The following is an 18,890-nucleotide window of genomic DNA, read 5'->3' as shown; positions in this document are numbered from 1 at the left end:
TTTTTATGCCCACTACCGCTACTCTCGCCCGAAAGTAAGTGTCTGTCCCTTAATAAGAGAGCGCTTGCCTTAATGTTTGATCTGGCTACGCTCACGTCATGCGTCAATCCCGGCTCAAAGCTCCCAAGGAGTGGGAGGTTGCCCATTACCACTGCGTTTCGCGAGTGGTGGATCGGCAGTTTGTGCTTGGCGATGAAGAAAGGGCGGAATTTGTGTCGCTGATGCGGCTTTATGAAGGGGTTTGCCAAGTGCGGGTGCTGACTTATTGCCTCATGTCCAATCACTTCCATCTTTTGGTGGAGGTGCGAAAGCGGCCTGAGGAGGGAATGTCAGAAGAGGCTTTGTTAAAGCTGATTGCTGGGTGTCACGGCAAACAACGGGCGTGGATGATTGAGGAGCAGATTCGGCAGTTCCGTGCAGCAGGTGCGCATGAAGCAGCACAGAGGGTGATCGATGGGTGGTTGTCGCGCATGTGGGACATCAGCCAGTTCATGAAGACGCTAAAACAGCGTTTTACGCAGTGGTATAACAAGCGACATGGTCGGCGGGGAACGTTGTGGGAAGACCGTTATCGCAGCACGCTGGTGGAAGGCGATTTGAATGCCTTGGCGATGGTGGGGGCGTATATCGATTTGAATCCGGTGCGAGCGGGGTTGGTGGACGATCCCAAGGACTATCGCTGGTGTGGCTATGGAGCGGCCGTGGCCGGGGTGAAGGTGGCGGTGCGGGGCATCGAGAAGGTGATGGCACATGCAGACTTGCGATTACCGAAGGGTTTGAAGGCAATGGCCCTTTACCGAGTGGAGATCTACGGATCGGCCGACACGGGGGATGAGAAGTCGCGTGTGATGCAATCGGCGTTGGGAAAAGGAGCGAAAGGCAATCGGAAGGGATTTGATCGTGTGGTAGTGGAAGCGGAACGTGCAAGAAAGGGGTGTCTGACACGAGGGGAAATGTTGCGCTGCCGGGTGAGGTATTTTGTGGATGGGGCGGTGATTGGCAGCCGGGGATTTGTGGATCGGGTGTTCAATGCACAGCGGGATCGATTTGGATCGAAGCGTGCTGATGGGGCGCGGGCCATGCGTGGAGCGGATTTTGGTGGTCTGTGCTCCTTGCGTGATTTGCGCAAAGATATGGATTTGAAGGTGACGAGCTGATCTTTAGGCTCAGCGATTCGAATTCTGAGAACAAGATCCCTACTGCCACAACAGCCTCACAGCATTCCAAGGCGAGAAATGAGGTTGGAGACGTCGGTGACCGAAAAATTGATTGGGGGTCGCTGTCTGTGCACCTTTGAAAAAACCATCCGCTTATTGTCCGCTTAAATCCGTTCGTTTTGATGCTTTTCAGTTCGCGTTGGTTCGCATCCGACGACCACCCCTCACGGGGATAGGATGCGCAAGTCGCTCAATATCAACTAATTAAAATACCGCTGGTGGGACTCGAACCCACACGATGATCGCTCATCAACGGATTTTAAGTCCGTTGCGTCTACCATTTCGCCACAACGGCTTTTTGAGATCTGCTAACGTTCAAGTTGTAGGCGGAGGTTGCGGGCTTGGCCAGCGGGAAATTCGGAAAGTGTGGTTGTCGATGCGTCAGGATTTTAGATCGCGGCTTTCAAAGATGGCGGCTCCGGCGACGAAAAGGGTGAGCCCGATGCCGGCGAGGATGGCGTAATGACGCAGGATCACCGCCCAGGGGATGTTTTCAAACAGCACCATGCTCCACACGTTCATGTAGTGGGTGATGAGCAGGTGGCGGTAGTTGTGCATGAAACCGCTTTCGCGCAGGATCATGTCGAGAAAGAGGTAGGAAAGGGCGGTGATGGTGGCGGCGGAGGGTTTGATGCGCCAGCAGGAGAAAAAGAACGCGATGCAGCACGCCATGCTCATGCTGACCGAGAGCGTTATGGTGCTTAGGGCATACCGCCAGAGACCCTCGCGGGCATCGTAAAAGGCCATGAATTCCTGCTCAGGGGCAAAGGCAAACAGGCCGCCGCCCCAGCCGCGCACGATGACGCCGAGCAACAGGGCGCTCCAGGCGATGAACTGGATGAGAACGAAGCAGTAGACGAGGCAACTGGCGAACTTGATGGCGAGCAGTCGGGTGCGGCTGATGGGTCGGGTAAGAAGCAGGCGCAGGTTGCCGTCTTCGCTTTCCTTGGCAACGACGTCGCCGGCGACGAGGGTCAGATAGATGCCGCCGAGGAGAAAGATGGCCATGCGCACCACCAGATAGGCGAGGGTGAGGGCGGAGAAGTAGGAATCAAAGGACTCGCCCTGGGTTGAGATCATGCGCCGGAAGAATCTTTCCACGCCATCGAGTTGGAACACGACCAGAAGGATGGCCTCAAGGGCCAGAAACGCGCCGAACCCGAGGAAGGTGCGTTTACGGGCGAGCATTTTGCGGAGTTCGGCACCCCATTGCCAGAGGAATTGCTTCATGAGGATGGGGAAGGCGGTTGTTGGTTTGAAGCAGGATCGGAATGGGTGAGTTGCAGATACCAGTCTTCCAGCGTCTGGCGAAAGGGGCTCCATGAATCGATGGGAACGCCTGCCTGAACGAGGCGCGCGAGGAGCTGGGGACCGCTGACTCCTCCGGGCAAAGAAACGAGGTGGCTGGATGGATCGTAGGGGGCACCGAGGGCTTTCAGCGTTGCGGCGGCGAGGTTGGGGTTGGGAGTGAGGAGTTGGTAGCGAGGTTGGGCGGCGGAGAGTCCGCCATCGGAAGGGACTTCGCCTTCGTAAATCTTGCGACCGCCATGCAGGACGACGCAGCGATCGCACATCAGCTCGACCTCGCTGAGAAGGTGGGAATTCATCAGGATGGTGAGGTTTTGTTCTTCACGCAGCTTCAGGATGGTGGAGCGAAATTCGTGAATGCCTTCGGGGTCGAGTCCGTCGGTCGGTTCGTCGAGCAGCAGGATGCGTGGCATGGGCAGCAGTGCTTGGGCGAGGGCGAGCCTCTGACGCATGCCATGGCTGTAAGTGGCGACCTTGTGGTGGATGCGATCACTGAGTCGCACGAGTTCGAGCACGCGATGGACTTCGGCATCGATCCACCAGCCGCTCAAGGCACAGAGAGCGCGGAGATTCTGCCAGCCGGTCATGTATTCGTAGAAGCTGGGCGCTTCGAAGATGGCCCCAACCTGACGGAGGGCCTGGGTGCGGTGGCGTTGCACGGAGATGCCGCCAAGGATGACTTCGCCGTGGTCGGGTCGGACCATGCCCAGCATGATGCCGACGATGGTGCTTTTGCCAGCTCCGTTGTGTCCGAGCAGGCCGACGATTTGCCCTTTTTCGACAGAGAAGCTGACGTCATCCAGCGCCAGGCGTTCGCTGGTGAAGCGTTTGCGCAGGGCGGTGGCGGTGATCATTCGATAAATACTGTTCTTGGTTCTTGGTTCTTGGTTATGTGGACGCAGGATGATGCGGGGGTTGTTGGAACTATTGGTGCGTTTGGAATTGAGTTCTGTTTGAGAACCAAGAACCAAGAACGAAGAACCAAGAACTTTGGTTTAAACGTCGCAGATCTGCACCCCTTGTTTGAGGGAGGCCAGTTTGTCTTCGCGTTTGGGGATGAACTCCTGGCCGACGTGGCCCTTGTAACCAGTTTCGACGATCGCACGCATGATGGCGGGGTAATGAAGTTCCTGGGTTTCGTCGATTTCAGCGCGGCCGGGAACGCCGCCGGTGTGGTAGTGGGCAAAGTATTGGTGGTCGCGTTTGATGGTGGCGATGATGTCGCCCTCCATGATCTGCATGTGGTAAATGTCGAAGAGGAGTTTGAAGTTTTCGGAGCCAATTTCTTTGCAGAGGGCGACGCCCCAGGCGCTTTTGTCGCACATGTAATCCTTGTGGTTCACGCGGCTGTTGAGGAGTTCCATGACGAGGGTGATCTTGTGTTTCTCGGCGATGGGCAGCAGTTTTTTGAGGCCTTCGGCGCAGTTTTTCAGCCCGACTTCGTCATCCATGCCATTGCGGTTGCCGGAGAAGCAGATGACTTGTTTGGCTCCGAACTCGGCACTTGCTTTGATGAGGGGTTCGTAGGCCTGGATGAGCAGGTCGTGATTGGCGGGGTCGTTGAAGGCGTTTTCTATGCGGCCGACTTTTGGATCAGAAGGCCCGGCAATGGTTGGGAAGCTGACCATGGCGGCGGTGAGCCCGTGTTTTTTCAGCGTGGGGAAATCGGGGGGATCAACCAGTTCGACGGAACTGAGGCCCATGGCTTTGCCGGCGGTGCAGAGGTCATCGAGCGGAATTTTGGAGTAACACCATTTGCAGACGGAATGATTGATTCGGCCCTTCAACTCGGAACCCGCAGCGACGTCGGCGGCGGAGAGTCGGTGGTGGAGGGAGGTGGCAACGGCAGCAAAGGCGCTGGACTGGAGAAGTCGGCGACGCGAGAGAGGCGAAGAATTCATGGCGCGAGTCTGGCGGAACGGGAGGCGGTTGCCAAGTGCAATGGAAGCTGGGAGAGAAATTGTTGGAACGGTTGATGGCTCTTGGGCTCAAGGCGGTGAGAGATTTTGCCTCAATATCAACGATTTATGCATGCACCGAGTTGCTGGATAACGTATTAGTTGATCATGAAGCGTCGTTTTTGCATGGGGTTCCGCTTGGGAACTTTGATTGGTGCCTGTGTTGTGATGGTGGCTTGGGGCGCAAACGGGGCGGTGGTTTTGCAGGATGGGTTTAACAACGGGACGATTAGCACACCAGATTTTTCGACCGTTGGAAACTGGTCATTGGATTCGGCGACCAATGCTTCAGAGGCAGGTGGAATTTTGACGGTAGGAACTCAAAACAGCACGGCGTCTACTTCCAACAATTTGCGGATCAACACCACGTCCGGGTTGAATCCATTCACTTCCACCGTGCAGATTTCGGTGCGCGAATTTGACCTGTTTGGAACGGGGAGTTATGAGCCGGCGACGGCGGGCAGGTTTCGCCTGGGCCTGGTTTCAGAAAACGGATCGTTTTTTGGAGCGAATGACGGTTTTGCGTTGGAAATCAACAACAACGGACTTGGGGCAAGACTGGGAACGAAGTTGAATGCGCCTTCGGCCGATCCAAATTCTTCAGCGGTGAATTTGAGCGGGCTGGCTTCGGCAATCACCGGTTTTGATTTGGTGGTGGATTTTGATTCCTGGGAACTGATTTTGTATTCGGACAGCGGAATTTTGTATGAAGGCGAGGGAGCCTGGTCCTTGGGCACAGCGGCTGAGTGGGGAACTGGGACGGCCAACGTGGGAAATTCGGCTTTGCTGCTGGCGGTGCAGAATGCCGGTGCGGTCGCTCCGCTCACCGGTTTCAAGTCGTTTAGCATGGGCAGCATAGAGGTGACGACGACGGTGATTCCCGAGCCATCGAGAGCGATGTTGCTGATGCTTGCGGGAATAGGGGTGGCCTTTTGGCGCAAGCGCTAGATTGGCTTGAGGAGAATTCAGCGGAGGAAAAGAAGGCATTCCTGTTGACATCGGTATGCACATGCGACTCAATCGCAAGAATGCACCCGCCGTCACATTCTTCTTTATCTTTGCATCGCATGGCGGGCGACCTTGCAGACGATGGTTATTGTTTGTCGATCTGGCGTGGGCGGTGTAGGCGGGACCAGCGACTTGATGTTGATTTGAGCAGATCGGCTGCGGTGTTTGCTTTGAGCCTGGCTGGAGCGACGAAGCTTGGAGGGATTATTGCTGACGACGAAAAGATCCTGGGAGCAGAGCAGGCGTTGATGCTAAACGGGGCGGCGCGACCGGTCTGGTTGGCCAGCGGAGGGCATCGGTTATTGATTTTGGAGGTCACCCAGGAGGCGATCAAAATAATGGGTGGCGGGATGCCCTTGCGGACGGAGGTGGAGGGATTGTTGGAGGCTGCCGATGGCCAGATGTTGGGGCCATTTGAGGTGGGGCAGGATGTGCTGTCGTTGGCCCAGCAACTGACGCAACCGCCATCCCATCTGGTTTCTTTGCCGGTGTGGTATCGGGCCAAGGTGATGGAACTGGCGGCGTTGTCCTTTTATTGCCTTGGCGAGCAGAAGATGGGAAACGAAGGCAATGGATCGATGGATCGAGAAAGATCGGCCCGGGAATTGGTGCAGCGGGCTACGTTTCTATTGGAGCGGGATTTGGAGAATCCTCCCGGGCTGGAAATTTTGGCGGAGGAGTTGGGCTGCAATGCGTTTCAATTGAGCCGGTTCTTTTCTGCTGAGGTCGGTTGCAGCATGCCTCAGTATCTTCGCCGCAAGCGAATGGAACGGGCGGCTGCGTTGTTGCACTCCACGCGATTGGGGGTGAGCGAAGTGTCGTTGGCGGTGGGGTATACCAGTTTCAGTGCATTCACGAGGGCGTTCGTGCGCGAGCACGGGGAGACGCCCACCGGGTTTCGGCACAAGACGGGGTGAGAGCGATTCAAAAACGAGCCGAAGCCCAAAGAGAAGTTAACATCCGTCCCAACGGGACGGGGATCGCAAAAAGATTCGCCTTGTTTTTGTCTGCCGGATATCAGAAAATTCTATCCAGCTCTGGCTTCCCAAGCTCCTTCCATTCTCCCGGGCCAAGCCGAAGCGCCTCCAATTTCAGTCCACCGATCGATACGCGGATCAATCGCAAGGTGGGAAATCCGACGGCTGCCGTCATCCGCCTGACCTGACGGTTCTTTCCTTCGATCAAAGTCAGCGCGACCCAACTGGTCGGAATCGATTTGCGTTCCCGAATCGGCGGAATTCGTGGTCCGTGGGCAGGCTGCTCCGCCAGCAATTCTGCCTTGCAGGGCAGCGTTTGGAAATCCGGCAACTTCACCCCCTTGCGCAAACTCGCCAGAGCCTCCTCGGTCATCACCTTTTCAACCTGCGCGTGGTAGGTCCGTTCGTGCGCATGACGCGGATGCAACAACCGGTCGTTCCAACTTGCCTCATCGCTCAGCAGCAGCAACCCCTCCGAATCCGCATCCAGCCTGCCGATCGGATACACGTTCTTTGGAAATCCGAACTCCGCGAGGGTGCGGTGCGAGGGATGTTCCTTGCTGAACTGCGACAGCACGCCAAACGGTTTATGGAACGCCAGCAGCATCGGCATCGAACTTGCGGGGACGGGAAAATCGGCGAAGAATCGCGCGTGCGAATTCCACCAACCACCAAACCGGATTGATGAACAAAAACAGCAGCAGCATCCGATTGTAGGCAAAACCCAGGTGCATGACCTCTGTGATGATGGTGTGGAAAGCATACAAGGCCAGTCCAAAAAACAACGCCATGCGGCGGTTCAACAGTGCCAGAAAGGCGAACAGTTCCAGAGGAAGACCAAAACCAATGGTGATCTTCGCCATCAGCGGGTGATCAATAAAATATTGGGCCAGCCAGGCGGCATTTTCCGGTGGTTCGAGATTGGCGTGAAAAGCCATGCCAGTCGATTTCTCAATCTGCAGGCCGAAATACGGCGTGTTGCCCAGCCAGTCGCCACCGCTGTCGATGAGCTTCATCAAGGCTGAAACCACATAACCCGCGATCAGGATCTGTCGCATCCAGTCCAGGCCCAATTGCTGCGGGTTGAATGCACCTGGCAAGGGCTTGTTAGACCGCCTTGCTACCACCGACCACACCCCGGCCAGCCAGCCTGCGAGAAGCGCGACCGCAATGACCTGACTGGTGTGATGAATCGCACCCTGAGAGTTGCTCAACACGCCCTGACCAACGATGGCCAGCAATGGGGCGATCAGTGTCAGCACTGGCCAGACACCCACGATATACAACAGCAAACTCACCCCGCAAAAAGGCACGAACCACGCGCACAGCTCTGGATCGCTCAGCCAGGTGAAATCCACCCCCCATGCCGCCAACCCATGGGGCACCGGCTGGGAATGCAGAGGCGACGGCAAGAACTTCATGGATGACCAGGTCACCATCGCGACGCCAAAACGCATCAGCACCATCTCCCACCACGCATGCCGCATCGGCTCATGGGCGAACAGAAAATGCCACGCCCGTTGCACGAAGGTTTGCGATTTGAGTTTGGCTCCCGTCATTGGCGCACCTCCCCAACCAGTTTGGTTCTTTTTACAATCTGGCCTTCATCGTCAAGCGTGATGTCCACTTGATACAGTCGGAAACCCGCATATCCCGCCAGCGGCCCCTTGTCGCGACGTGAATCAAGCAACTGCTGCAAAGTCGCGTCCCCGGCGGGCCGGCACTCTTCCCCGTCCATTTGAACGATGCGTTTGCGGTATCTTTCCCCGCGCGATTTCGCTTCGTCTTTTAGTTCTTCCACGCGCTCCTTCAGCTTTTGATCGTAGGCTTTTTTGACTCCTGAAGGAACCGCAAAAAGACCCGCCATCGGCAGCGGATTGTCATCCAAATCCGAGATGAACACGTAATAGGCCGTCTCCGCGAAGTTCGAATACATCGGGAAGTTGGAAAACGGAAACCACTCTCCCGGATTGGGCGTTTTGCGCGTTGCCCAAGGCAGCACGAACGCCAGAAACAATACAAAAAACCAATGCAGCTTGAACGGCACGTTGGCCAGCCAGCGGAAAAGGTTGGCCATGGTCAGATGAAATGAGGTGAGGTTAGCTAAACAACAACGGATGGAGCCAGAGCCCCACCCGCAGTCATCAAACGTTGATGTCAGAGCCGTAAAGGCTTAGTTCGCTGGAGCAGGAGCAGGAGCCGCGTTTTTGTCGTCGATTTTCAACAACTCCACTTCAAAGATCAAGGTGGTGTTGGGTCCGATTTCAGGGCTCACGGCCTTGTCGCCATAAGCAAGGGCGGAAGGGATGAACAACTTGTATTTGCTGCCGACTTTCATCAGTTGCAGCGCTTCGGTCCAGCCTGGGATCACGCCGCCGACCGGGAAGGTGGCAGGGTCATTGCCGATCGAGCTGTCGAAAACGGTGCCATTGATCAAAGTTCCGTGGTAGTGAACGCTCACGGTGTCTTCGGCCTTGGGCACTGCGCCGTCGCCTTCTTTGACCACTTCATATTGCAAACCGCTGGCGGTCGTTTTCACGCCCTCGCGCTTGCCGTTTTCTGTGAGGAATTTTTCGCCTTCAGCGGTGTTTTTGCCGCCGGCTTCTTTGGCAGCGGCTTCCTGCTTGGCCATCATGATCTGCGAAAATTGCGTCATGAACTCTTCGATGTCTTTTTCCTGAAACTTGGGCTCCTTTTTGTCGAGGGTGTCCTTCAAGCCAGCGGTGAACGCTTCCAGGTTCACAGGAAGTTGGTTTTGGACAAACTCGCCGGCGATGCGGGTGCCATAGAAGTAGCTGACTTTGTCCAGCAACTCAGGCGTCAATTCAGCTGGAGGAGCCGGAGCCGGAGCGGCCTCAGCAGGTTGGGCCGGTGCGGCAGCTTCCTGCGCCTTCAATGCGGGCGAGAATGCAATGGCGACAAGGGGGAACAGGAAACGGAATTTCATAGGGCAGACAGCCTACACACGGCAGGGAGGGCGCGTCAAAGAAGAAAAAAGGAAGAAATCGATGCCCAACCCGGCGGAGAGGCTGATATTTGGGGGAATCCAGCCGATGAATGTCCCAACTCCAGACCAAGCCAACAGCGAATCCGACTCCCGACCCGATCCCGGTGGTTGGAATTTAATCGACCTGCCCCATGCGCGGGACTCGCGCGGCAGCATGACGTTCATTGAACACCTTGAGCCGCTTCCCTTCAAGATTAAGCGAGTTTATTACATTCTCGACGTTGCCCCCGGGGCCACCCGTGGGCATCATGCCCATCGGGCGCAGGAGCAGATCATCATCGCCCTCAGCGGTGAATTTACCGTGCATATCGACAACGGGTTGGGTCAGAAGGCGAGTATTCCGCTGGGCAATCCGCATCAGGGCCTTCTCTTTGGACCCATGCACTGGCATCACTTGAGCGATTTTTCCGCAGGGGCCGTTTGTTTGATCCTGTCGTCCTGTGCCTTCAAGGACGAAGATTACATTCGCGACCATGGACAATTTATGGCCGAATTCGCGTCCAGGCGGGACGCCTCATCATAGCCCGACACATGGTGCCGGGTTTCGGCATACGGATGAAGTTGCGTCCTGAATGGGCGTCTCAAGGGCCGACGAAACCGACTTGTCCATGAAGCGTCCTGACAGGACGCGGTGCCTCTTCCCATCTGACCCGGAACCTGGTGCCGGGCTTTTATGAGATGTCCCTTCAGGACATAAACGGCAATCAACCGCCCCCCACAAATTGCTGCTTTGCAAACCCCCGGCTTTCCGTTTGACGTCCGGCCCCCCATGCGGCAAGCTTCGCACCCTTCTAAACCAAACACTTACCATGGCAGCTACAATCTACACGGAAAACGACGCCAGCCTCGCTCCTTTGCAAGGCAAGACCTGCGCCGTCATCGGCTTCGGTTCCCAAGGCCACGCCCACGCCCTCAACCTTAAGGAAAGCGGAGTCAACGTCATCATCGGCCTTTACCCTGAGTCCAAGTCCCGCAAAGTCGCCGAAGAGCGCGGCTTTAAAGTTCTCGACACCGCCGAAGCCGTCAAAGCTGCCGACGTGATCATGGTCGCCGTTCCTGACACCGTCATCCCGAAAGTCTACAACGCCGACATCGCTCCGAACCTCGTCGAAGGCAAAACCCTTTTGTTCAGCCACGGTTTCGCCATCCATTTCAAAACCATCGTTCCTCCCACGGAAGTCGACATTATCATGGTCGCTCCCAAAGGCCCTGGTCACCTGGTCCGTCGTCAATACACCGAAGGCAAAGGCGTTCCTACCTTGATCGCCATTTATCAGGACAAATCCGGCAAAGCCAAAGACGTCGCGCTCGCCTGGGCCAAAGGCATCGGCGGCACCCGCGGCGGCGTGTTTGAAACCACCTTCAAGGAAGAAACCGAAACCGACTTGTTCGGTGAGCAGGTCGTTCTTTGCGGCGGCACCACCGCCCTCGTCAAAGCAGGTTTCGAGACCTTGGTTGAAGCCGGTTACCAGCCAGAAATGGCTTACTTTGAGTGCTTGCACGAACTGAAGCTCATCGTTGACCTCATGTTCGAATCCGGCATCGCCGGCATGCGTTTCTCCATCTCCGAAACCGCTGAATATGGCGACGTTTCTGTTGGACCGAAAATCATTGATGACCACGTCAAAGCCAACATGAAAGCCGCCCTCGTGCGCATTCAGACAGGCGAATTCGCCAAGGAGTGGACGGACGAATACAACGCTGGCCAGCCCAACTTCAACCGTCTCCGTGAAGAAAGCAAAAACCACCCGATCGAAGAAGTTGGTGGCCGCCTTCGCAGCCTGATGAGCTGGGTCAAAAAACGCGAACTCGGCGGCTCCCAAGCCAGCTACGAGTGAGATTGATCCTTGTTAATTAATCGAGGCCGCTTCATGCGGTCTGTTGAAGAACGCGAATCCTGTTATGGGTTCGCGTTTTTTGTATGATCGGCAATTCCTGATCGAGCGCTTGTTGCTTGTTGCAGCCCATCGTCGTGCCACTTTCACTGCTGTTAACTCCTCCTGCATCTCAAAGCTCAGAGATCGTCTTGATAAGCCGTTTTTCGCGCGTAGCGCCATGGACTGCGGAGGCTTGTCGCCGCTGTTCCCGAACCGGCCTGCCGGTTTTTGTCAGCTACAGGTGCAAGCCGCAGTGTCCTCCTTCGCCCCATCGGCGCCGCAAATCCCGCCTCAGCGCAGCGAGCTGCGCTCCCCACAGCGGCGGCAAGCCTCCGCAGTCCACGGCTATTGCGTCCTTGGGTTAGGACATGCTTGCCGCTATGCTTGACTCATGCGGCTGTTCAGATACAGCAGCAGCGTAGACAGCGTTACGCTTGCGTTTTGCAGGTCTCCCACCAACGGGCACCGCCAGTTTGTCCTTCAACTCACGCCACTGGCACGCTGACCCAGAAGGTGGTGGTGTGGTCTTGGGAGTTGACGCCGAGACGGATGTCCATCTGATGGGCGAGCATGGCGGCGATGGTAAGGCCAAGGCCGAGATGATGGCTGTTTTTGGTGCCACTGAAGGGTTTAAAAATTTCTTCCAACTTGTTGGCGGCAATTTGGGAGCCGGTGTTGGTGATGAGGATGTCGACGCGGTTGTCGGTGGCAGGACTGGCGACGCCGGGTCCGGTGACTTGCATGAGGGCACGACCTCCGCCCTTGCTGGCGGCTTCGGCGGCGTTTTTGAGGATCTCCAAAAGCAGATCCTTCAACTTGGTGGGATCGACCTTGATGGAGGGAAGGTGGCTGGCGATTTCGAGATCGAATTCGACGTCGTTTTTCAGGAAGGGTTCGCGAAACGAGGCTTGAATGACATTAAAATAGTCTTCGACCTGAAGGGATTGCAGACTGACCTTGGCACAACCACCGGCGGCACGAATGCGTTCGCTGAGCGCGGAGATGTTGAGCGATGCCTCCTTGATGTGCTGCATGTTCTCGAGGCCGGATTCGTCGAGCGCCTTGTTCATCAGGATCAGGCTGCTGAATCCTTGGATGATGGCGAGCATGTTGTTGAGCTTGTGGGTAAGACCACGCAGCAATTCCTGATGAAAACCTTCGGAGGTCTGTTCTCCCAAATTCAGATGCGTCGGGTAGACAAAAGACAGGGGGTTGGAAACGGGGAGTTCCGCAGAAATCATGTGAATATTGATATTCCATAATCATTAAATATCCAATAAAAAGTCTAGCGGGGGCGAGATTGCGAAAAGTTGGGCGGATCTTGTGGTAGTTGGCCTGTTTGGAAAGGGGGATTAAATCGCGAAGTTTACAGGTATATCGCTGGCGAACTGACCAAGTGGGCTGCATCGTAGAACATCGAAAACTGCTGGTCCAACCCGTGAGTCGGAAGAGGAAGTTTTCACCATTCAGGACACTTCAATTTTATGACGAATCACCCCCTTTTGAAACAATGGATTGATGAAACGGCCGCGCATGTGGGAGCGGAGCAGATTCACTGGTGCGATGGTTCGGATGCCGAATGGGAGCGCCTATGCGAGGAACTGGTGGCGGCGGGCACATTCAAACGATTGAATCCAGAGAAAAGGCCGAACAGCTTTCTGGCGTTGAGCGATCAAGGGGATGTGGCGCGGGTGGAGGATCGGACTTACATCTGTTCGAAGCGTCAGCAGGATGCGGGTCCGACCAATCATTGGATGGAACCGGAGCAGATGAAGACGCTCTTGAAGGGGTTGTTTGCGGGATGCATGAAAGGTCGCACGCTTTATGTGGTGCCGTTCAGCATGGGGCCGGTGGGCTCGCCGTTCAGTGTGATCGGGGTGCAGTTGACCGATTCGCCGTATGTGGTGGTGAGCATGAAAATCATGACCCGCATGGGGACGGCGGTGCTGGAGCAGCTGGGGGAAGACGGGGCATTTGTGCCGTGTCTGCACAGTGTCGGCAAGCCGCTGGCGGAAGGTGAAGCGGATGTTTCATGGCCTTGCAGCACGACCAAATACATTGTTCATTTTCCGGAGGAGCGGTCGATCTGGAGTTATGGAAGCGGATACGGTGGCAACGCGTTGCTGGGCAAAAAGTGCCTGGCGTTGAGGATTGCGAGTGCGATTGGTCGCGATGAGGGCTGGATGGCGGAGCACATGTTGATCAGCGGGGTGGAATCGCCGGACGGCAAAAAGACCTATGTGGCGGCGGCGTTTCCGAGTGCTTGTGGGAAAACCAATTTTGCCATGCTGGTGCCGCCCGCGAGTTATGTGGGTTGGAAGGTGACGACCGTGGGCGATGACATTGCCTGGTTGCGGCCCGGGTCGACGGGCAAGCTGCACGCGATCAATCCGGAAGCGGGCTATTTTGGTGTGGCACCGGGGACTTCGTGGCAGAGCAATCCGAATGCGATGGCTTCAATGATGGAGAATGCGATCTTTACCAACGTGGCGCTGACAGATGATGGCGATGTGTGGTGGGAGGGAATGACCGATGAGCCGCCCGCTCACTTGATCGACTGGACGGGTCAGGATTGGACGCCGGATTGCGGACGCAAGGCGGCGCATGCGAATTCACGTTTTACTGCTCCAGCAAGCCAGTGTCCGACGATTGATCCAGATTGGGAGAATCCTGAGGGCGTGCCGATTGATGCGCTGATTTTTGGCGGTCGGAGGGCGACCACGATGCCCTTGGTGTTTCAGGCTTTCAACTGGGTGCACGGGGTGTTCGTCGGGGCGAACATGGGCAGCGAGATGACGGCGGCAGCGGCGGGCACGATTGGGCAGGGGCGTCGTGGTCCGCTGGCGGTGTTGCCCTTCTGTGGTTACAACATGGGCGACTATTTTAAACATTGGCTGCACATGCGCCGCAGCATCCGTGAGTTACCAAGAATTTTCCATGTGAACTGGTTCCGCAAGAGCAGCGAAGGCAAGTTCTTGTGGCCGGGTTTTGGCGAGAACATGCGGGTGCTGGAGTGGATCGTGAATCGCTGTCGCGGACAGGGGCGTGGTCATGAGAGCCAGTTGGGATGGATGCCGCGGTTTAGCGAGATCAATCTTGATGGTTTGGAGATGTCACGTGAGCATTTTGATGAGCTCATGAAGGTGGACCACAAGGAACTGCGTCAGGATTTGCTAAAAACGGAGGAGTTGTATCTGGACCTCTACGACTACTTGCCGAAGGAGTTGGTGTATCAACGCGAGTTGCTGGCGGGGAGATTTTAATTAGTTGAGGCTTGGGCTTGAATTTTATGGCGGCTCCGCGATGGGGTGGCCATGATGAAAGTGGCAGTTCTATTTGGTGGCACCAGCGAGGAGCGGGATGTCTCACTGGCAAGTGGTGGACAGATCATCCAGGCACTGCGGGTGGCGGGGCATGAGGTGCTCGCCATTGATACGGCGCGTGGATTTTTGTCCGCACCAGAAGTGGAGGCGTTGATCGCGGCGAAGGTGGATCCGCTGCCTCCTGATGAAAAGGCGTTGGCGACGATGCAGAATCAGGCCCTGGCCATTGCCAATGCTCCTGATCTGGCAGCGGTGGATGTGGTGATGCTGGCGTTGCACGGAGGCTCGGGGGAGGATGGGAGCGTGCAGGCGTTTTTGAAGATGCTGGGGATTCCTTATACCGGAAGCGGACACCGGGGGAGTGCGGTGGCGATGGACAAGGACATGTCGAAGCATTTGCTGCGTGCGGCCGGGGTTCCAACGGCGGAATGGCTGATGGCTCCGGCAAGCGCGGAACAGGTGGAGAATGCGTTGGGTTTTCCGGTGGTGGTGAAACCCAACAAACAAGGATCAACGGTGGGACTGACGATTGTGCGTGAGCCGGGCTTGTTGGAGTCGGCCATTGCTGAAGCCAACAAATACGATGATGAGGTGATGATTGAGAGGTTCATTGCGGGTCGGGAACTGACGGTTGGCATTCTTGATGGACAGGCGCTGGCGGTGGGCGAGATCCGGCCTTTGAACGCGGAGATTTTTGACTATGCGAGCAAATATCAGGCGGGTGGCGCAGAGGAAATTTTTCCGGCACCTCTTTCGGCTGAGCTAACTTTGGAAGTGCAACGACTAGGGGTGCTGACGCATCGGGCGCTGAAGCTGGATTGTTACAGCCGCGTCGATTTCCGGCTGACGGACGACGATCAGCTTTACTGTCTGGAGGCAAACACGTTGCCAGGCATGACGGCGACCAGTTTGTTGCCGCAATCAGCGGCGGCGGTGGGGATCAGTTTTACCGAACTTTGTGAACGCATCTGTCGGCTTGCGATTGAGAGGGCAAAATAGCCGGGGCGCACCACATGAGTCATTCATGCCATGCTAATCGCTGGCTCCCCCCTAGTGTGAGCCGTTGTGTCGCTTCGCGATAGTCAGGTGAAAGCCGCACGGGACGGCGTGCGCTCACGGAACGCGTTCAGGCGAAGAGGATGCGCAGGCTGGTGAGCCAGGTGGTGGCGACGCCGATCAGGAGGGCGACGGCGGCGAGGGAGGCGCCGGGGGCGTCTTGGAACATGACGAGGGCACTGGGAGTGGCGATGAGGGCACAACCGGCGGCGATGATGGCGAGGGCGGCGTAGATCCAACGGCCGATGTGGTGGTCGTTGGAGAAGGCGCTCGCAACGGGCACGGCAGCGAGGAACAGCACGAGGGCGTGCATGGGTTCGGCGACCACGTTGGGAACGAAGGTGAGGCCAGCAAAGGTGAGGGCGAGGAGAATGAGCAGGCCAAGGCAGATGCCTTCCCATTTTTCCTTGGGTTGGAGGGCAAGGCGGGCAAAGCGGTCTTTTAACATGAGGGCAGAGCCGATGCCGCGGGCGAGGAAACTCCACAGCACCAGGGTCAGCCAGAGGACCATGAGGGCGGTGGCGAGGCCGGGAGAGAATTGTTTGAGGGTGGTGCCGAGGATTTTGTAGGCGATGAAACCGCCGATCATGATGGCAGTCGTGCGACCGCCGCTGATGCGGGCGATCCACTGGCAGTATTGAACATACCAACGGTAGATGAAAGAGCGGGCGCGGAAACTTTCGACGAGGCCGGAGCGGGCGACTTCGTTCATGGGATCGAGCCGGAGCGCTTCGCGAAAGTGATTGTTGGCGTCCTGATGTCGGCCATCGGCGAGGGCCTGCCAGCCGGCGCTGACATGGGCCTGGTCGTCGTCGGGATTTTCGGTGAGCTGGTTTTGAATCAGATGGCGGTGGTCCTCCCGTTTACCGAGCTGGAGAAGGGCTGCAGAGAGGGCCTGGGTGGCCATGGTGTTGTCGGGATTCAGGGAAAGGGCGGTGCGGGCGGCGGTTTCGGCTTCGCGGGGCTGGTCGAGTCGGAGATGAGCGTGGGCCTGGGCGGCGTGGGCGAAGTCGGAATCGGGATCGAGCTGGACGGCGGTTTTGGCGGAGGCGAGGGCTTCCTTGCGTTTGAGGTATTGGCCGGGTTTGCTGCTGTCCATCTGCACGATGGAGAGGATGGCAAAAAGGTGGGAGTCTTCGGGATCAAGGGCGACGGCGCGTTGGGCGGCACCGACGGCGCGGTCGAGGGTGGTCGGATCCTGAATCCAGCACATGGCGAGCATGGCGTGGGAGTGGGGGTGGTTGGGTTCGGCTTCGAGGGCTCGTTGGAACCACTCGGCGGCTTCGGACCAGCGGCTGCGTTCGTAGAGCATCTGGGCGCGCTGGTAGGCGGAATCGAAGGTGGTGGTTTCCATGGGTGGTTGATGGATGATGGATCGTTTTGGAGCAGATGGCTTGGGTTTCGGGGCGAAGTAAAACTTCGCGGTCCCTCTTGGGCTGGCCATCCACTATTTCAGCAGGCCGAGGTATTTGAGGACGTCGTCGTAATAGCCGCTTTGGTTGGAATACATGGCGTAATTGCGGGCGCTGTCGAACCAGGCTTTGGTGGTGGGCTTGTGACGTCCGGCCGCTTTGATGAGGTCTTTGGTGTTGAGGGGGACAACTTTGCCGCTCTTCATGGCTTCTTCGAGGACGCTTTCGGTGGCGAGATCAAAGACGGCTTTGAGGTCGGCTCCGCTGAAACCTTCGGTTTTTTTTGCGAGGGCGATGGGGTCGAGTTCGCCGATGGGTCTGTTTTTGGCCATGACTTCGGCGATGGCGGCGCGGGCGGGCTGATCAGGTGGGGGAACGAAGAGGGTGCGGTCGAACCGGCCGGGACGGCGAAAAGCGGGGTCGATGTGCCAGGGGGCGTTGGTGGCACCGAGGATGAGGACGCCGTCGTTGTCGGATTGAGCACCGTCCATTTCGCTGAGGAACTGGTTGATGAGGTTGCGTCCGGCGCTTTGGCGGAGATCGCGTCGATCGGCAGCGAGGGCGTCGACTTCGTCAAAGAACAGGATGCAGGGGGCGTGCTGGCGGGCGAGTTCGAAGACTTCGTGCATGTTTTTCTCGGAATTGCCGATCCACATGTCGAGGATTTGGTGGAGGCCGAGGGCGATGAAGTTGGCCTTGATTTCGCCGGCGGTGGCTTTGCTAAGGAGAGTTTTGCCGCAACCGGGAGGGCCGTAGAGAAGGACGCCGCCGCCAACTTTTTTGTTGTAGGCGCGGAAGAGGTCGGCGTGCTGGAGGGGGTGGATGATTTTCATCCGGATGGCGTCTTTGACTTCGTCCATGCCGCCGACGTCGGCGAAGCTGAGTTTGGGTTTTTCGAAGTCGGCGAGGCCGAGGTCGAAGGCGGTGCCGCCGCGTGGACGGGAGTCTTCGTCATCGGAGTCGGGGTTGTCATCGCTTTCGTCGTCGGCCTGGAAGTAGTCGCCGTCGGAGGTGAGGCCGGCTTTGCGGCGCTGGGAATTGGAATGGGATGAAGACGAGGGCGGCGATTCGGCGAGCTGTTTTTCCAGGGAGCTGTCGGTGAGGGCGGGATTGAGTTCGAGGGCGCGCTGGTAGAGGATGCGGGCGCGGTCGATTTCGTTTTCTCCGGCAAGAAGGCGGCTGAGGGCAAGGTGGGCGGTGGCGGAGTGGGGTTGTTCTTCGACGAGCTGGTCGAGGCGGACAATGGCTTCGGAGGTTTTGCCTTCGAGGTGGACGACCTGGGCGAGGCCGAGGCGGGCGTCGGTGTGGCCGGGTTGGAGGTTGGTGACCTTGAGAAAGGTTTCGCGTGCTTCGGGGACGAGAAATTCGTCGAGACACGAGTTGGCGAAGTGCAGCAGCAGGGGGACGTTGTCCGGAGAGTGCTGGAGGGCGAGATGGAGGGACTTGAGGTTCGGGGACATGCGATGATGGTTTGGAGAAAATCGGCGATCTGTGACACCCGAATTGGGTGCAGCAATGGGGGTTATTGAAACGCCGGAAGGGGGAATAATGCAAGTTTCCCCTTGTTTCTTGCGCTTTTGGGGACATTTTGACGTTCGTGTCGTCCTAAAATGGGACTGCCCTGCCTTATGACTCCTGACCAAGATCGTTTTTCCAGACCCAACCAAACCCCATCTGGCCCGGGCCATTTGGATCAGAATCGTGGAAGAGGCCGCCCGCAAGGTGGTGGTCGTCGTGGAGGTGGTCC

17 protein-coding genes and 1 tRNA gene are annotated in these 18,890 nt (G+C 57.2%); 7 read left to right on the top strand and 11 right to left on the bottom strand.

All coding sequences use genetic code 11. From position 1 onward, the window contains the following. Nucleotides 1–98 precede the first annotated feature (98 nt). Nucleotides 99–1,157 (top strand): transposase, encoded by a 1,059-nt coding sequence (locus FEM03_RS05810; RefSeq protein ID WP_138085248.1) that lies wholly within the window; start codon nucleotides 99–101, stop codon nucleotides 1,155–1,157. 270 nt (nucleotides 1,158–1,427) lie between these two features. Here FEM03_RS05810 and FEM03_RS05805 read toward each other — a convergent pair. The 4 genes from FEM03_RS05805 to FEM03_RS05790 form a co-directional block, all read right to left on the bottom strand. Continuing rightward, a tRNA-Leu gene (locus FEM03_RS05805) sits at nucleotides 1,428–1,512 on the bottom strand. An 86-nt stretch (nucleotides 1,513–1,598) separates the two neighbouring features. Continuing rightward, complete coding sequence (locus FEM03_RS05800; RefSeq protein WP_166442653.1) at nucleotides 1,599–2,447, bottom strand: ABC transporter permease; 849 nt, start codon at nucleotides 2,445–2,447, stop codon at nucleotides 1,599–1,601. Continuing rightward, nucleotides 2,444–3,379 (bottom strand): ABC transporter ATP-binding protein, encoded by a 936-nt coding sequence (locus FEM03_RS05795; protein WP_138085246.1) that lies wholly within the window; start codon nucleotides 3,377–3,379, stop codon nucleotides 2,444–2,446. The genes FEM03_RS05800 and FEM03_RS05795 overlap by 4 nt, the downstream gene beginning before the upstream one ends. Before the next feature lie 141 nt (nucleotides 3,380–3,520). Further along, nucleotides 3,521–4,426 (bottom strand): hydroxypyruvate isomerase family protein, encoded by a 906-nt coding sequence (locus FEM03_RS05790; protein ID WP_138085245.1) that lies wholly within the window; start codon nucleotides 4,424–4,426, stop codon nucleotides 3,521–3,523. A 165-nt stretch (nucleotides 4,427–4,591) separates the two neighbouring features. Here FEM03_RS05790 and FEM03_RS05785 point away from each other — a divergent pair, with 165 nt between their 5' ends. Both FEM03_RS05785 and FEM03_RS05780 read left to right on the top strand, forming a co-directional pair. Next, entirely contained in the window at nucleotides 4,592–5,431 is an 840-nt protein-coding gene (locus FEM03_RS05785) for a PEP-CTERM sorting domain-containing protein (RefSeq protein ID WP_138085244.1), read from the top strand. A gap of 203 nt (nucleotides 5,432–5,634) precedes the next feature. Beyond that, a complete protein-coding gene (locus FEM03_RS05780) occupies nucleotides 5,635–6,408 on the top strand; it encodes an AraC family transcriptional regulator (RefSeq protein WP_166442652.1) in 774 nt (257 codons plus the stop codon). 100 nt (nucleotides 6,409–6,508) lie between these two features. Here the strand turns inward: FEM03_RS05780 and FEM03_RS05775 are convergent, their stop codons facing one another. The 4 genes from FEM03_RS05775 to bamJ all read right to left on the bottom strand — a co-directional run bounded on the left by FEM03_RS05775 (nucleotide 6,509) and on the right by bamJ (nucleotide 9,415). Beyond that, nucleotides 6,509–7,075 carry a pseudouridine synthase gene (locus FEM03_RS05775; RefSeq protein ID WP_138085433.1) on the bottom strand — a complete coding sequence of 189 codons (567 nt, stop codon included), beginning with the start codon at nucleotides 7,073–7,075 and terminating at the stop codon, nucleotides 6,509–6,511. Then, on the bottom strand, nucleotides 7,056–7,994 hold the full coding sequence (locus FEM03_RS05770; protein WP_138085242.1) for a hypothetical protein: 939 nt from the start codon (nucleotides 7,992–7,994) through the stop codon (nucleotides 7,056–7,058). Before FEM03_RS05770 ends, FEM03_RS05775 begins: the two co-directional genes overlap by 20 nt. 29 nt (nucleotides 7,995–8,023) lie before the next feature. Further along, nucleotides 8,024–8,545: a hypothetical protein gene (locus FEM03_RS05765; RefSeq protein WP_138085241.1), complete on the bottom strand. Its 522-nt coding sequence runs from the start codon at nucleotides 8,543–8,545 to the stop codon at nucleotides 8,024–8,026. Between the two features lie 96 nt (nucleotides 8,546–8,641). Beyond that, nucleotides 8,642–9,415 (bottom strand): BamJ family beta-barrel-assembly machinery protein, encoded by a 774-nt coding sequence (bamJ, locus tag FEM03_RS05760; protein WP_138085240.1) that lies wholly within the window; start codon nucleotides 9,413–9,415, stop codon nucleotides 8,642–8,644. Nucleotides 9,416–9,521: 106 nt separating this feature from the next. Between bamJ and FEM03_RS05755 the strand changes: the two genes are divergently transcribed. Together FEM03_RS05755 and ilvC are read left to right on the top strand one after the other, a co-directional pair. Further along, entirely contained in the window at nucleotides 9,522–9,998 is a 477-nt protein-coding gene (locus tag FEM03_RS05755) for a sugar 3,4-ketoisomerase (RefSeq protein ID WP_166442651.1), read from the top strand. A 286-nt stretch (nucleotides 9,999–10,284) separates the two neighbouring features. Further along, on the top strand, nucleotides 10,285–11,313 hold the full coding sequence (gene ilvC / locus FEM03_RS05750; protein WP_138085238.1) for a ketol-acid reductoisomerase: 1,029 nt from the start codon (nucleotides 10,285–10,287) through the stop codon (nucleotides 11,311–11,313). A gap of 524 nt (nucleotides 11,314–11,837) precedes the next feature. Here the strand turns inward: ilvC and FEM03_RS05745 are convergent. Continuing rightward, nucleotides 11,838–12,593: a sensor histidine kinase gene (locus tag FEM03_RS05745; RefSeq protein WP_138085237.1), complete on the bottom strand. Its 756-nt coding sequence runs from the start codon at nucleotides 12,591–12,593 to the stop codon at nucleotides 11,838–11,840. A 243-nt stretch (nucleotides 12,594–12,836) separates the two neighbouring features. On the opposite strand from FEM03_RS05745, the gene FEM03_RS05740 reads away from it, so the two are divergent. Next, nucleotides 12,837–14,615: a phosphoenolpyruvate carboxykinase (GTP) gene (locus FEM03_RS05740; protein WP_138085236.1), complete on the top strand. Its 1,779-nt coding sequence runs from the start codon at nucleotides 12,837–12,839 to the stop codon at nucleotides 14,613–14,615. A gap of 54 nt (nucleotides 14,616–14,669) precedes the next feature. Continuing rightward, a complete protein-coding gene (locus tag FEM03_RS05735; RefSeq protein ID WP_138085432.1) occupies nucleotides 14,670–15,674 on the top strand; it encodes a D-alanine--D-alanine ligase in 1,005 nt (334 codons plus the stop codon). 127 nt (nucleotides 15,675–15,801) lie between these two features. Here the strand turns inward: FEM03_RS05735 and FEM03_RS25525 are convergent, their stop codons facing one another. Together FEM03_RS25525 and FEM03_RS05725 are read right to left on the bottom strand one after the other, a co-directional pair. After that, entirely contained in the window at nucleotides 15,802–17,085 is a 1,284-nt protein-coding gene (locus tag FEM03_RS25525; protein ID WP_166442683.1) for a tetratricopeptide repeat protein, read from the bottom strand. Between the two features lie 93 nt (nucleotides 17,086–17,178). Further along, nucleotides 17,179–18,603, bottom strand: a complete 1,425-nt coding sequence (locus FEM03_RS05725) for an ATP-binding protein (RefSeq protein ID WP_138085234.1) — start codon at nucleotides 18,601–18,603, stop codon at nucleotides 17,179–17,181. Between the last annotated feature and the right edge of the window lie 287 nt (nucleotides 18,604–18,890).

This window comes from Phragmitibacter flavus (assembly GCF_005780165.1).
Classification (GTDB): domain Bacteria; phylum Verrucomicrobiota; class Verrucomicrobiia; order Verrucomicrobiales; family Verrucomicrobiaceae; genus Phragmitibacter; species Phragmitibacter flavus.
Note: the sequence above shows the minus strand (reverse complement) of the source record. Positions and strands in the feature narration are given on the sequence as shown.